Origin of the sequence: Vibrio sp. SCSIO 43133 (assembly GCF_023716845.1) — a bacterium.
GTDB lineage: Bacteria > Pseudomonadota > Gammaproteobacteria > Enterobacterales > Vibrionaceae > Vibrio > Vibrio mediterranei.
The window spans coordinates 2,556,753-2,572,079 of record NZ_CP068024.1; the positions used below are offsets into that span (position 1 = coordinate 2,556,753).

Here is a 15,327-nt window from a genome sequence, read left to right on the forward strand (position 1 = left end):
TTCCTTGCTGGTTAGTGGGATTCCCTAAACACTGACGTTTAGGCACGACACTGCGTGTACGTCCGTTCCCTGAATTGTTGGTTTCTGTTGCGCACACTGCTCCGTTGCTTGTGGGCAGCGCGTTCTAAACACACAACCTGATGGAGGACTGATCGGAGATGGCAGATCCCCTTCCAACATCTGAATGGTTTTAGTACGTTCAATTTTAGGATCTGGAATCGGAACCGCTGACATTAGCGCTTTAGTGTAAGGATGCGACGGATTGGCAAATAGTGCTTCTGCCTCACCTAGCTCAACAGCATTGCCGAGATACATTACCAATACACGATCAGAAATGTGCTTCACGACTGACAGGTCATGCGCAATAAACACTAGGCTCAAACCCAGTTCTTTTTGTAGCTCTTTCAGTAGGTTAACCACCTGCGCTTGGATAGATACATCCAATGCCGATACAGGCTCATCACAAATAATCATCTTAGGGCGTAAGATAAGTGCACGCGCAATACCGATACGCTGACACTGACCACCAGAGAACTCATGAGGATAACGGTTAATCACGTTTGGTAGCAGACCTACTTTCGCCATCATTTCTTTGACGCGATCTTTCACTTCCTGCTTCGATAGTTCTGGATAGAAGGTCTCTAATGGCTCAGCAATGATGTCACCCACCGTCATACGAGGGTTAAGTGATGCCAAAGGATCTTGGAAAATCATTTGGATTTCTTTGCGAGTGTCACGACGCTGAACCGCTTGCATCTTAGTCAAATCTTGACCAAGCCACATCACTTCACCATCTGTCGCTTCTACAAGACCGATAATAGCGCGTGCAAACGTAGACTTACCACAACCTGACTCACCTACTACACCCAGTGTTTCACCTTCGTATAAACGAACATTTACACCATCTACGGCTTTAAGCTGAGCCGGCTTTGACCAAGGCCAAGCTGATTTCGATGCAATGCTGAAGTGTACTTTTAGCTCTTTTACATCAAGTAATAGTGATTTGTTGTTTGTCATTGCATTCATTTTGCCCAAGCCTCCCAATCAGAAAAACACGCACGTTGACGACCTTGTCCAAAGTTCTCTAGTGTTGGCGCAGACACGCTACACTGTGGAGTTGCACGGTGGCAGCGCTCTTGGTAAGGACAGCCCGGTGGCAAACGTAATAAGTTTGGTGGATTACCTGGAATCGTTGGTAGGATCTCCCCTTCCGTGTCCAGACGAGGGATTGCCTTTAACAGACCTTCCGCATAAGGGTGGCTAGGGTTATAGAAGATTTCATCTACCGAGCCGTACTCCATCGTACGACCTGCGTACATAACTAGTACTTTGTCACATGAACCTGCAACAACACCCAAGTCATGCGTAATCATGATAATGGCTGTGTTGAACTCCGATTTAAGCTCGTTCAGAAGGTCCATGATCTGAGCCTGAACTGTTACATCCAATGCCGTTGTCGGTTCATCAGCAATCAGCAGTTTTGGACGACACAATAGTGCCATTGCGATCATCACACGCTGACGCATACCGCCTGAGAATTCGTGTGGATACATAGTAATACGCTTACGCGCTTCAGGAATTTTTACCGCTTCAAGCATACGAACAGACTCTTCGAACGCTTCCGCTTTACCCATGCCTTTGTGCAGCATAAGTACTTCCATCAATTGGTCGCTAACTTTCATGTATGGGTTAAGCGACGTCATTGGGTCCTGGAAAATCATCGCAATTTGCTCAGCGCGAACTTTGTTCAGTTCTTTTTCTGGCAAGTTGAGGATTTCACGCCCTTCAAATTGTGCACTACCCGAAATGATACCGTTTTTCGCTAACAAGCCCATGATAGCGAATACAGTTTGCGATTTACCTGAACCGGACTCACCTACAATACCCAGCGTTTCGCCTTGGTTGAGGGAGAAATTCAAGTCGTTTACAGCGGTAACAATACCGTCCTGCGTGGTGAACTCAACACGCAGGTCTTTGACATCTAATAAGCTCATATTCAATCCTTTCTTCTAGTTCTTATCTGTCTTTTGGATCCAGCGCGTCACGAAGACCATCGCCAACATAGTTAAAGCAGAACAAGGTTACGACCATGAAAATAGCAGGGAAAACTAACTGCCAAATAGCCACTTCCATTGTTTGAGAACCCTCTTGAAGCAATGCGCCCCAACTGGTCATCGGCTCCTGTACGCCAAGGCCAAGGAATGAAAGGAAAGATTCTGTCAAAATCATACTTGGGATAAGTAGTGTTGAATACACCGCTACGATACCAAGTACGTTAGGGACAATGTGACGTGTGATAATTTTCCAATTACTCACGCCCGAAACGTGTGCCGCTTCGATAAACTCTTTGCTGCGTAAGCTAAGAGTTTGACCACGTACAATACGCGCCATGTCCAGCCATGCAATCGCACCGATAGCCACAAAGATAAGCACAATGTTACGACCGAAGAATGTTACTAGAACGATAACCAAGAACATAAACGGTACAGCGTACAAAATCTCAAGTACACGCATCATAACGCGGTCAACACGACCACCAATAAAGCCTGATGTTGCACCGTAAAGTGTACCAATCAGTACCGCAACAAATGCACCTAGAACCCCTACCATTAGAGAGATACGGCCACCCATTAATGTACGCACATAAAGGTCACGTCCAAGACTATCAGTACCAAACCAGTGCTCAGCACTTGGTGCAGCATGCATGGCATACCAATCCGTATCATCAAACGCGTATTGAGCAAACATTGGCAGGAAAATCACTGCTAATGTCATCAGGGTTAGAATAAATAAACTCACCATCGCAGCTTTGTTACGCATAAAACGGATACGCGCGTCTTGCCACAAGCTACGACCTTCAATTTCTAAATTCTCGGAAAACTTCTCTACCGCTTCCAAGTTTTCTTTTTTCGTTAGCATCATTACCACACTCCCTTAGTAACGAATTTTCGGGTCGATCATCGCAAGCAAGATATCTACGATGGCGTTAAATAGAATGAATAGGAAACCAATTAAGATGGTGACACCCATTACTAACGAATAGTCTCGGTTAAAGGCTGCGTTTACAAACAGCTTACCGATACCAGGTAATCCGAAAATAGTCTCTACTACTACCGAACCGGTAATAATACCTACGAACGCGGGGCCCATGTACGATACTACTGGCAACAGTGCAGGCTTAAGAGCGTGCTTAAGAACGATATAACGATAGCTCAAGCCTTTTGCGCGAGCTGTGCGGATAAAGTTACTGTTCAATGTCTCAATCATGCTGCCACGAGTAATACGTGCAAACGTTGCAACATAAAGCAGTGACATGGCGATCACGGGTAACACGATGTATTGAAAGCCACCATCATGCCAGCCACCAGCAGGGAAAAGATTCCAATGCAGTGAGAACAGATAAATCAATGCTGGTGCCAATACGAAAGAAGGCATAACGACCCCAAGCATGGCCGTAGACATAATCGTGTAATCGAGCCAAGTGTTTTGCCGTAAAGCAGCAATAGTCCCTACGGTTACCCCCATGATAACGGTAAAGATGAAGGCAATCAGACCTACTTTGGCCGATACAGGTAAAGCAACCGAAATAAGCTCGTTTACGGTGTAATCTTGATATTTAAAAGATGGACCAAAATCACCTTGTAAGATGTTGGTCAAGTACGTGGTGTACTGTTCGAATACTGGCTTATCAAGGCCATATTTTGCTTCAATGTTAGCCATAACTTCCGGTGGAAGTGGGCGCTCACTTGAAAAAGGGTTACCTGGTGCGAATCGCATCAGGAAAAAGGAGACAGTAATTAATACCAACAGTGTTGGTATCGCTTCAAATATCCGTTTAAGTATGAATTTAATCATAAACTCATCCATCCAGTCTGTGACAATTTAAAATAAAATAGACACTGCGTGTGCTTACGCACACACAGGTCTTAGTTAGTTATATTTTTTATAGGGGATTATTTTGCTTTGATGTATAGATCTTTTGAGTAGATCTTATCTTCAGCGTTACCTTCTGGGTAACCACCAAGCTGAGGTGATACTAGACGTGTTGTAACATACTGATAGATAGGAGCAATTGGCATATCTTTCGCTAGCAATTTCTCTGCATCGATGTATAGCTGAGTACGCTCTTCTTCAGAAGTAGAGTGTAGGGCTTTATCGATGATCTTATCGTATTCTGCACTCTTATAGTGCTGACCCGCCGTTGTGTTTTGACTAACCATTAGTGTTAGGAATGAAGACGCTTCGTTGTAGTCACCACACCAACCAGCACGTGCAACGTCAAAGTTACCTGTGTCTTTACTGTCCAGGTAAGACTTCCACTCTTGGTTTTCAAGCTTCGCGTTGATGCCTAGCTCCTTCTTCCACATAGAGGCGATTGCAACAGCAATCTTCTTGTGGTTTTCAGATGTGTTGTAAAGTAGGTTGAACTCTAGAGGGTTGCTCTTCGTGTAACCTGCTTCTTCAAGAAGACGCTTCGCTTCAGCGATACGCTCTTTCTGAGAAAGCTGACCATACTCAGGAGTTACAGGGTCGAAGCCTGCAGTGATCTCTGGCGTTAGGAAATAAGCTGGTTTTTGACCTTGGCCAAGGATAGCTTTAGTAACGATATCTCGGTCCATTGCATAAGACATTGCTTTACGTACGCGAACGTCGTTAAACGGTGCTTTTTGTGCATTGAACTGATAGTAGTAAGTACATAGGTTACCCTTGATGTTTACATCTTGTGGGTACTCTTTTTGTAGACGACGGAAGTGCTCGTTAGGTACTTCGTATGTGAAATCTAGTTCGCCAGAAAGGAAACGGTTCATTTCAGCAACTTGGTTCTCGATAGGCAAGAACGTTACTTTATTAAGAACAGTATGGTCGTTATCCCAGTAGTTGTCGTTACGTACAAGCTCTAGACGCTCGTTAACTACCCATTTGTTAGGAACAAACGCACCGTTACCAACGAAGTTCTCTGGCTTAGTCCACTGGTCACCGAATTTTTCTACCGTCGCTTGGTGAACTGGCTTAACCGTTGTGTGACCCATCATCATTACGAAGTAAGGTACTGCTGTATCTAGCGTCACTTCTAGCGTGTAGTCATCTACTGCTTTAACACCTAGCTCGCTCTTGTCTTTCTTGCCAGCAACGATGTCTTTAGCGTTTGCCATCTTGGTGTATTCCATGTACCAAGCGTATGGAGATGCTGTTGCTGGATCAACTGCGCGTTGGAAGCTGTATACGAAGTCGTTTGCCGTTACAGGATCGCCGTTAGACCATTTTGCGTCTTTGCGTAGGTGGAAAGTGAAAGTTTGGTTGTCTGCCGTTTCCCAAGTTTCGGCAACACCTGGGATAGTCTTACCATTTGCATCTTGGTTCACTAGGCCTTCAAGAAGGTCACGAATTACGTGTGACTCTGGAACACCTTGAGATTTGTGTGGATCGAGTGTTGCTACCTCGGTACCGTTACCACGAACAAGCTCTTGTTTCTCTGCTAGTTTAGTGCCCGCTGGTACATCTGCGGCAAGAGTAGAAAAAGAAGTGGCAGCCACTGCCATGCCAGCACCTAGAAGAAGGGCTTGCGTGATTTTATTCTTATACATGCATTTAACTCCAAGTTTTAATTTTGCATCCATGACTTCTTCGTAAGATTGCTAGAACGGACAGCATTTTAGATTTATTTAGCTCACTTTTTGAGCATTTAATTCTAAATCCATACAAAGATTGCGGTTCACATTACCAACCTTCGAACTAATTTGCCATATTTTTGTAGCAAAAATGGCATAATTCTCCTACAACAGGTAAAAATCAGATGAATATACTGCAATGTGAAGGTAAATTGACAACTTCTCTCTGCTCAGAGAAATATAGCTAGAAATTAATATTGATAGTTCTATTTATTAACGATTATTCAGCACATTATGCCAACCATCTAGCATCAAGTTTAACAATTCGTTTTCATTCTACCCTTGCTGTAGAATTATCAAATGTCAAAAAAAACCTAAATGTGAACATAATCACATACAAGTGAATGACGTACAGAAACCCTAGGATAGAGATCACAAAAAGACCCGACCTCTGACTACCAGGAGGTCGGGGAAACTGATGTTTTCACGCGGCTCAAGCGTGAGTTCAGATAAGGAGATGTGTCACTAGCAAACTTGATTGCTACTGCTTGATTGCTGCTTGCCTGTTCCAACATCATCATTGTTCCGCGCTTTCGGTAGAAATTGAATTCCCCAATGAGGTGACATTACTCTCATCATCAATGGACATGTTTGCCTCCGAAATAGACCGTCAATGGATCGATATTACTATCAGCGGGAACCGTTGATGCCGCCTCAAGAAAAAGAGAAAACAACTCAGATTGGGAAGATATCTTTAGTTTGTTATGAATCCGCTTTCGATACACTTTGACGGTTTCGGTGCTGACTTCTAACAATGGAGCAATCGCTTTGGTCGAATAGCCTTGCAGAACCAGTTGCGTCACTTGGCATTCCCTTTCACTTAAGAAGTCTTTCCCAAAATTACTAAAAATGTCATTGAGCTGATGCCCAATCGTTCTCTCTTCTGGACTACCCAACTCAAAATGTTTGCGAATGGCTGATTTAAGCATGTCAAAGTACAAATTCAGACGTCGCTTCTCATCACAATCAACACTCTGTTTATTTCTCAGCCCAGCAGAAAGCACCAAAGTGAACCCTTCGGTACAAGTAACAATCAAGCCTATTTCTTGCTGTAAGCCAGTCTTCTTGTATATCTGATGGTAATAATCACTGCTATAAAACTCATCTGGGGCGATTTCATCCAGTTTATACACCCCCTCTCTCACGCCTCTGCGGATCAGTTGGTAAAACGGATCCAAAACTAACGCCCCCATAAATTCTTTATCTCTGCTCTGTTCGGCAAAGAAGTTGGTATCGTTATAGATGACCACTGGAGCTTTATCTTCGCTAAAGCCCATAACCACTAGACTTTCATAGTCAACAATGTTGGTGATGAGCTGAGACAGTTTTTCCAAAAAGCTCTGCTCACCGATTGCTTCAATAAGAGGAGGATAGCGATGGCTAAACTCCATCCACCCGTCCATAATAACTGACATAGACACTCCTTATCACGTATCGCTCCCTGATGAAATACCACGTCAGGGGCACGAGCTCAAATCCACCAATTCAACATCTCAAACGATGACCCAATGACCTATTCGATTTGTCAAACTTGCGACTATTTTTGGGCATTATTTAGTACACGATGGCAAATATTCTTGATGATAAAAAGTAAAATACCTGCGTTTTGATGAAGACCATCACAGATTGAACCTAGTGAGAACGTAAACCCCTTAAGTCACTTCGAACACGTAACCCCATCAGGGTACATACCCAAAAGGAAAGCGATCACATACTGTTTACATTTCATCAACACAAATGGAGTTGCATAATGAAAGGACAGATGATGAACGTCCCTCTCACCATCACTGAAATCATGCGTCACGCCGACCGCGTCAATGGCGATACCGAGATAGTCTCGGTGACCTACGACAACCCTAGGCACCGCTATACCTTGTCGGACGCCTTTTCACGAACTCGACAATTGGCGAATGCACTCAAATCACTGGGATTAAAAAAAGGTCAGCGCGTCGCTACGCTTGCATGGAATGACTACCGACATCTTGAGTTGTACTACGCCATCTCTTGTTCTGGGGGAGTATTACACACCGTCAATCCTAGACTCTTTGAACAACAAATTGAGTACATCATCAATCATGCAGAAGACACCATAGTGTTCTTTGACCCCATCTTCACACCTCTTATTGAAAAACTGCAAAGCAAACTCTCTACCGTTAACCACTTCATCGCACTAACGGATCACGCTCACTTACCTGAATCTCAAATCGAAAACCTATTGGACTACGAAAGTTTTATCGCAGACCGAAGCACTGTATTTACTTGGCCCGAGCTAGAAGAAGATGACGCCAGTTCTTTATGCTATACCTCGGGGACAACAGGCCATCCCAAAGGCGTGCTTTACTCACACCGGTCGACAGTCCTTCACTCATTAGGCAGTGCTCTACCTGATGCGTTTGGGCTTTCCATCGATGAGTGCGTAATGCCTATCGTACCTATGTTTCATGTTAACGGATGGGGTCTGGCGTACAGTGCCCCGATGACTGGGACTAAACTCGTGATGCCCGGCCCCAAAATGGCAGATGGAGCTACATTGACTGAGCTTATCAACAATGAAGGCGTGACCATGACAGCGGGTGTGCCTGTTGTGTGGCTGATGTTGTTGGAGCATTTAAAACAATCAGAGCTTCAAGTACCAAGTCTCAAGCGAATCGTCGTCGGTGGCTCTGCTTGTCCTGAAGTATTAATAAGGGAGTTCGATGAATTATTTAATGTCTCGATGCACCATGCTTGGGGTATGACCGAAATGAGCCCCCTTGGTACCTTCAATAAACTCAAGCCAAAGCTACGTTCACTTGCTGATGAACAAAAGATGGGGTACCAGCTTAAACAAGGTCGCATTGTGTTTGGCGTAGATATGCGAATAGAAGATTGGCAAGGCAATCAGGTGCCGTGGGATGGTCACCAATTTGGTTCGGTCAAAGTACGAGGCCCGTGGATTGCATCAGGGTATTACAAGCAAGGAGAAAGTGTTGATAGCAACGGCTACTTTGATACCGGAGACGTAGCCAGCATTGATCCTGATGGTTACATACAAATCACCGATCGTTCAAAAGATGTTATTAAGTCAGGAGGCGAGTGGATTAGCTCAATTGAACTGGAGAATATCGCCGTAGGGCACCCTGATATCAAGGAAGCTGCAGTGATCGGTGTTTCGCACAACAAGTGGGGTGAACGCCCGCTGCTTATTGCAGTCACTCATGATGTGACTGTGACGGAATCAGAGCTCTTGGCTCACTTCGATGGTAAAGTTGCGAAGTTCTGTATCCCCGACGCCGTTGAGTTTATTAACGAACTTCCTCACACCGCCACTGGCAAACTCAGTAAAAAAGATCTGCGAGATCACTTTAAAGATTATGTTCTCGGTTGATCGTCACTTTGAGTTAAACGATAACACGCCAATAGATATCGCTCCCCTCTAAATCTTCCCGCCTTCAATATGTGTTCGATAAACAGATATTGAAGGCAGTAACAGTTTACACAACAAGTACAATTGCAACATTTTTGTAACCCATAAGGGTACTACTGTAATTCATCAATAGCACTCATGATTAACATATCATTAACAACCCTAATCTAGGATGGATAGGAGATAACTATGTTAAAACACTTTGTGAGCCCCGCTAGGACTATCGACTCCAAAGCCCTGATCATTGCAGCCATGATGCTGGTAATGTTCGCCCCAAATGCCTTTAACTTTCTACCTTTTATGCTAGGTGGTGCGGCCGAAGTGATGTCATTAAATGACGCACAAATCGAAAGTATTGCCATGTACGAATTATTAGCCACCGCCCTTTCATCACTTCTCTTTTCGTTGCTACTCATTCGTCGTACTAATTGGCGCTATATTGGATACCTTGCTGCACTTGCGTTGATTGTGGGCAACTATTTAAGTATGACGGCACAAGATTTTGACAGTTTTATCTTAAGTCGCCTCATTGCAGGTAGTGGTCAGGGTATTGGTTACTCACTAGGTCTTGTCGGAATGAGTGTGACTCGTCACCCTGGTCGGAATTTTGGCTATATGATTGCAGCTCTGAATGTATGGCTGATCACGTGGTTTATCCTCATTCCAGAGTTAATGGCTACCTATGGTTTGAATGCGCTATATCAATTCTTCATGTTCGCATCCGCTCTTTGTCTAGTGGCATTTTGGTTCTACCCAGATAATGGCCGTCTCGACAAAGATCTTGAGATATCAGAGGGTAGTCAGAGCAAGGTGGATAAGAAAACATTTGTCGTCCCGATGATATGGGTCGGCGGCGCGTTTCTTGTGTACAGTTTGAGTCTAGGAATTATCTACCCGTACATCGAAATTATTGGCGATGATATGCAAGCTTCCACTGAAGATGTTGGTTTGGTGTTAGCGGTTGGTTCAGTAATGGCAGTTGTTGGTGGTATTTTGACGGCTGTAGTGGATAAAAAGTACAGTCATACCACGATAATTGTCTCGCTAAGTATCATCAATGCCGCAGTCTGCTTTGGTATGGCTAGCACCAATGACACCACCTCTTTCCTCGGTTTTTCAGCATTTTATATCATGCTATGGAACATGATGTACGCACGTTACTACACCGCATTAGCCACCACCGATAAGTCAGGGTATTTCAGTTCCTACGGGCCAGAGATTGGTACAGTAGGTCTTGCACTTGGGCCAATTGTCGCCCAGTCAGCTACGGCAACTGGTGACTTTCAAGGACAAGTCGGTGTCGGTGCTATCTGCATTGTCTTTGCCACCGTGATGGTGTTCATTGGCCTTGGAAAATCCAAACTCATAGAACGCTCTTTAGCGACGTCAACTGATTCAAGTCATCAGAAAGCATAAAGCAAAGGAGCCGATATCTTATCGGCTCCTTTGCTTTTTCTATCGATTATTTATCAGCCGGGAACACCACACCGGTCTGCAATCGTACTTCGGTAATTATTCTCGAAATATCCAATGAACGCTGCACCGCATGCGGATCCATTTCTTGCGCAGTGATCATAGAAGCAAACGCCTCAGCTTCATACATCATGCTGTTCTCTACTTGTGGAAGCGACACGCTGGTGATTTCACCGCTTCTTTCTCGCTTTTCAAAGCCTAGACACTCAGAAAAGTGAGTGAGTAGTAAGCTCGCTTCTTCACCTTGAATCTCGCTCGCCGCGTAACTGTTACTCACCTTTGAATGCTCCAGCGTCACATCAAAGTCCGAATAACTTAGCAATACACTGCCATGCGCATCAACGCCCGACTCCAGTAAATGCCCAGACGCTTGAATCTTGTTTGGGGCGCCAAACAACTCAACCGCTGCCGCAACGGAATAAAAACCAATATCCATAATAGAGCCGTTAGAAAACTCAGGATTGAACGTATTTGGATTTTCGCCGTCAAGGTATCTTTGGTAACGTGAGGAATATTGGCAATAGGTCAAATGAACCTTATGTAGGCGGCCTAATTCCTTCGTGGCTTTTTTTAACTCAATAAAGTTAGGTAAGTACGCCGTTTTGAAGGCTTCCATTAGAACAACGCCATTCTCTTTGGCAACCTCAAACATCTGCTCAACTTCTTTAATATTCGAAGCTAACGGCTTTTCACAAATCACGTGTTTGCCCGCGCGCATAAGTTGAATCGCTTGTTGGCAGTGCAGACTGTTAGGAGAAGCAATATAAACTGCATCAATGTCTGTCGATAATCCAAGCTCATCTAAACTATCAAAAAACAACGTCGCTCCAAGAGGCTCACCAAAACGCTTTGCTGTTTCTAACGCTCTAGAATAAACGCCACGCACGATGAATTTTTCACTTTCTAGTGCCGCCTGAGCAAACTTCTCACTAATCCAATTGGTTCCTACTATCGCAAGCTTAATCATGATACATCCTTATGATTTTAGTTTGCTGCTAGGGTACTCCTTCAGCTTGATAAACATCAAATGAAATCGTCAATATTGATAGAACATCACGATTCGTCGCTTCACCTTATTCGACCTCTTCCACTATCAGTTTGGACGGGCACTGCCCAAAGTGCTTGCGAAACGCTAAGGTAAAATTAGAAGGATGATGATAGCCCGCTTCGTATGCAGCTTCGGATATGGATAGTCCTCCCTGTTCAATAGACTGCTTAGCGCGCTCCAATTTGCGCGCTCTCACATAGCTTATGACCGTCATGCCAATCTGATTCTTGAATTTTCTTTGTAACTTAGAAACACTCATTGCCATCGAGCGAGCGAGTTCTTCCAAACCTAGATCCTGATCTAAATTGTACTCAATGTGTTTAATCAACTGCGCCACACTGCCTGGCCGTTTCTGTTGTGACAAGTTAGAGATTGGTAAACGCTGCTCAATTTCATCCGTGACGATTTTAACCAACTGCAATGTTGCAATATCTCTTGAGATCGTGTCATTAAAGTTGCTGTTTTGTATTGGTTCAATAAGACTACGAACTATCCGATCCAATTCTTCAGAATAATGAACGTCGATATGTGCCTTATGAGTATTGAGAAATTGATTCAGTGTACAAGACCCGCTCCCCAGCCTAGATTGCAACCACTGGTGAGAAAACAAGATGTTAATTTTCTTTAATGTCGATTGCTTGATGATATCTCTTCGAAAACTTGCTGGCTTCGTCAGATTAACCGCTATCGCTTGCGATTGATTCGTTCCCGATAAATCAAAACAGAGGTCATCGTACCCAAAGCTGAGCCTCCCCTCGAGTAGCACAGTTACGATGAGAGCTGGCGTGGCGACAGAAACTACTTTGGTATTCATTAATTCTTCACTGATACCTCCGTGAAGAACATACCCTTCCTCAATAGTAGAAGGGTGTGAGATAAACACCCCTCTAGCCAATTGCGAACGTCGGGAAGGTGTCTCACTAACAATCGCCTCAAGGTCGTTGTCAGCGACTCTTTTTGTCATTACCACTTTCTTAAAAACACTATTGGCCAATTCCACTGCCATTCCTCTTTATAAAACTCATAACTGTTGGACGATTTCTCATAATTGTTTTTGCTATTCACGACCAAATTACAAACTTATCATAAATGCAAACTATTATCATTTACATCATTGGTTAATTTTATGAATGTTTGTCTACCCTCAAAGCCCTATCACGACTTATCTAAAACCAGCTTAGCGGTGGCTCTTGCTTTAGTAAGTGCCCAATCTTTAGCGGATACCGCTATCAATAACGAAAGTACCCCACTTGAAGAAACCGTTGTGGTCTGGGGAGCAAAAGTCTCCAGTAGCTCGGAGTCAGTGTTTGCTGAAGATATGTCACTACGCCAAGCCGATCATATGTCCGACTTATTACGAGATATACCCGGTGTCGATGTTGGCGGTACGCACTCGGTAAACCAGCGGATTAATATTCGCGGATTTGGTGAAACTGATTTAGATATTCGTTTAGATGGCGCTTCGCAGCACGCGAATATGTTCCATCACATCGGTAACTTGACACTCAACCCTGACATCATCAAACAAGTAGACATTCAAGTTGGCAATAACTCTGTTACTCAAAGTGGCATTGGTGGCGCGGTTTATTTTGAAACGAAAGATGCACGGGATTTGCTTCGAGGTTCTGATCAGTTTGGCGCCCGTGTGTTTGGTGGCTATGCTGACAACAACAGTAAGCAAGGCTCGCTAACTCTTTATGGACTGATGTCAGAGAAAGTTGATTATATGGTATACGGCCACGGTGTAAGCCGTGGTAATTTTAAAGATGGTGATGGTAATCAAACTTATGGCTCCGAAGGTGATGTTTATAACATTCTGGGTAAACTAGGATTTGAACCCACTCACGAACACCGCTTTGAACTGGCTTATGACTACTATCGTGACAAAGGTGATTACAACCCTCGCCCTGATATGGGTGGAAACGCCAATATAGGGCTCACTCAGGACGATCTCATTCCGACAACTTATGACCGCAATACCATTACGCTTAATTACGAACTCAACAAAGAGAAACATATAGGTCGGGTAAATGCGTTTTACAGTAAAACCAAGATAGAGCGCGATGAGAGCGCCATCAGTGGGCGCTGGCCGGGCAACCGACATTCCAACAATAGCGCTGAAAACCGTAATCAGGGCTTCAACGCTAAAGTGCAATCTCAACTGCCTGTCTTTGGCTTCGACAACTCACTCACTTACGGTGTCGATTATGTCGACAAACAGTCAAAAAGTGCCTACGGTGGGGTCGAATTTATGGATGAAAGCGCTATTTCCAGCGCTGCATTCATCGAAGACAAGTTTTATGCTACAGATAGGTTTGCAGTAACGCTTGGAGGTCGTTACGACAACTATAAACGTGAAGCCACAACCAGCGACAAGACATTTTCTGACTTCACATGGGCTTTGGCAGCAGATTGGGAGTTTGTTGATGGATGGACATTATTTGCCAGTGGGCGAACACTCTTTAAAGGACCAGAACTATTAGAAACCTTTATTCGATATCAGGATGTGGCTTATTTGTCCGACGATATCAAACCAGAAACAGGTTACAACGCTCAAGGTGGACTCAAGTTCAATCGACATATCTCGGAACACTTTATTGGCGGTAACTTAACTCTATTTAATACTCGTATAGATGACTATATCGTCGCAGAAGGTAGTGGTCGCCCATATGTTTACAACATTTACAACAAAGGCGACGCCCAATACCGTGGCTTTGAGCTAAGCGGTACATACAGCTATCAAGCATTCCGCTCGAAAGCATCATACTCCAAGTCGGACAACAAAGATTTGACCAACGGTGGACCCGTAGTCAACGCTGCAGGACGCAGTGCGGACATTGGGGATAGTATTGCCGTAACCTTGGAATATGATATTTTTGCCGTTGATACGCTAATTGGATGGACATCCATAGTGGTACTTGATGAAACGAACGTTCAGGATGGAGCGCCTATCAAGCAAGGTTACAATGTTCACAATTTCTACGCACAATGGGTTCCTAACCAAACGCCTGAGCTTTCGGTAACCTTTGGTATTGATAACATCTTTAATGAGCAGTACGTCTCTCATGCTTCACGCTCTGGAACTGCAAGAGGATTTACGTTGGACGACTATGAGCCTGGACGTAACATTAAAATCTCAGCAGCATACGAGTTTTAAATCAATATAAGACGATCTGATAGAGAAAAGGCGCCAATTGGCGCCTTTACTTATAACTGTTTAACAGCAATTTGAATTTGCTCAGCAAGTTCTGCATTGCGCAGACTTCCCGCTTCCAAGTCAAAGTTGTCGTAGAAACTTGGCACTGAGACTGTAGCTTTAACATTGCCGCCAAAATAAGGTGCAGAGTTAACCGCAGCCGCAAGAACGTTACTTGCTCCGCCTGGACCAGGTGAGGTAGCCAAATAAACCGCCGGAATGCCTTTAAACACTTCGCGTTCAATGCGCGTTGCCCAGTCAAACAGGTTTTTATAAGCCGCTGGATGATGGCCGTTATGTTCAGCAAAAGACACCACCAAAGCATCGGCTTGATGAATAGCCGCTAAGAATGCCTTTGCCCCTTCGGCTTGGCCAATTTCTTTCTCTTTATCTTCGCTAAACATTGGCACATCAAACTGGGTAAGATCGAGTACTTCAACGTCCGCGCCTTCGATCAGATTTGCAGCATAAGTAGCTAATGCTTTGTTGATAGAAGTGCTACTCGTGCTGGCTCCGAATGCGATTACTTTCATGA

General features: G+C 44.2%; 12 protein-coding genes. 3 read left to right on the forward strand and 9 right to left on the reverse strand.

The window, feature by feature from the left end; all coding sequences use genetic code 11:
* Positions 1–24 precede the first annotated feature (24 nt).
* From oppF to JKJ11_RS12020, 6 genes are all read right to left on the reverse strand, one after another.
* The gene (gene oppF, locus JKJ11_RS11995) at positions 25–1,017 is read right to left on the reverse strand and encodes a murein tripeptide/oligopeptide ABC transporter ATP binding protein OppF (protein ID WP_038221908.1); all 993 of its coding nucleotides are present in this window, start codon (positions 1,015–1,017) and stop codon (positions 25–27) included.
* Positions 1,018–1,022: 5 nt separating this feature from the next.
* Complete coding sequence (locus JKJ11_RS12000; RefSeq protein ID WP_252038246.1) at positions 1,023–1,994, reverse strand: ABC transporter ATP-binding protein; 972 nt, start codon at positions 1,992–1,994, stop codon at positions 1,023–1,025.
* Between the two features lie 22 nt (positions 1,995–2,016).
* Positions 2,017–2,919 (reverse strand): oligopeptide ABC transporter permease OppC, encoded by a 903-nt coding sequence (gene oppC / locus JKJ11_RS12005; protein WP_031493371.1) that lies wholly within the window; start codon positions 2,917–2,919, stop codon positions 2,017–2,019.
* A gap of 15 nt (positions 2,920–2,934) precedes the next feature.
* Entirely contained in the window at positions 2,935–3,855 is a 921-nt protein-coding gene (gene oppB / locus JKJ11_RS12010; protein WP_006070023.1) for an oligopeptide ABC transporter permease OppB, read from the reverse strand.
* A gap of 98 nt (positions 3,856–3,953) precedes the next feature.
* Positions 3,954–5,585 (reverse strand): ABC transporter substrate-binding protein, encoded by a 1,632-nt coding sequence (locus JKJ11_RS12015; protein WP_038221884.1) that lies wholly within the window; start codon positions 5,583–5,585, stop codon positions 3,954–3,956.
* Between the two features lie 662 nt (positions 5,586–6,247).
* The gene (locus JKJ11_RS12020; RefSeq protein WP_006070020.1) at positions 6,248–7,084 is read right to left on the reverse strand and encodes a helix-turn-helix transcriptional regulator; all 837 of its coding nucleotides are present in this window, start codon (positions 7,082–7,084) and stop codon (positions 6,248–6,250) included.
* A gap of 335 nt (positions 7,085–7,419) precedes the next feature.
* Between JKJ11_RS12020 and JKJ11_RS12025 the strand changes: the two genes are divergently transcribed.
* Together JKJ11_RS12025 and JKJ11_RS12030 are read left to right on the forward strand one after the other, a co-directional pair.
* Positions 7,420–9,036 carry a long-chain-fatty-acid--CoA ligase gene (locus tag JKJ11_RS12025; protein WP_252038247.1) on the forward strand — a complete coding sequence of 539 codons (1,617 nt, stop codon included), beginning with the start codon at positions 7,420–7,422 and terminating at the stop codon, positions 9,034–9,036.
* A gap of 228 nt (positions 9,037–9,264) precedes the next feature.
* Positions 9,265–10,491: an MFS transporter gene (locus JKJ11_RS12030; RefSeq protein WP_038229425.1), complete on the forward strand. Its 1,227-nt coding sequence runs from the start codon at positions 9,265–9,267 to the stop codon at positions 10,489–10,491.
* 46 nt (positions 10,492–10,537) lie between these two features.
* Here the strand turns inward: JKJ11_RS12030 and JKJ11_RS12035 are convergent, their stop codons facing one another.
* The gene (locus tag JKJ11_RS12035; protein ID WP_236111356.1) at positions 10,538–11,515 is read right to left on the reverse strand and encodes a Gfo/Idh/MocA family protein; all 978 of its coding nucleotides are present in this window, start codon (positions 11,513–11,515) and stop codon (positions 10,538–10,540) included.
* Between the two features lie 106 nt (positions 11,516–11,621).
* Positions 11,622–12,560 (reverse strand): helix-turn-helix domain-containing protein, encoded by a 939-nt coding sequence (locus JKJ11_RS12040; RefSeq protein WP_252038248.1) that lies wholly within the window; start codon positions 12,558–12,560, stop codon positions 11,622–11,624.
* A 162-nt stretch (positions 12,561–12,722) separates the two neighbouring features.
* Between JKJ11_RS12040 and JKJ11_RS12045 the strand changes: the two genes are divergently transcribed.
* Positions 12,723–14,753 (forward strand): TonB-dependent siderophore receptor, encoded by a 2,031-nt coding sequence (locus tag JKJ11_RS12045; RefSeq protein ID WP_252038249.1) that lies wholly within the window; start codon positions 12,723–12,725, stop codon positions 14,751–14,753.
* A gap of 50 nt (positions 14,754–14,803) precedes the next feature.
* Here JKJ11_RS12045 and JKJ11_RS12050 read toward each other — a convergent pair whose 3' ends face one another.
* Positions 14,804–15,325 carry an NADPH-dependent FMN reductase gene (locus JKJ11_RS12050; protein ID WP_006070014.1) on the reverse strand — a complete coding sequence of 174 codons (522 nt, stop codon included), beginning with the start codon at positions 15,323–15,325 and terminating at the stop codon, positions 14,804–14,806.
* Positions 15,326–15,327 lie beyond the last annotated feature (2 nt).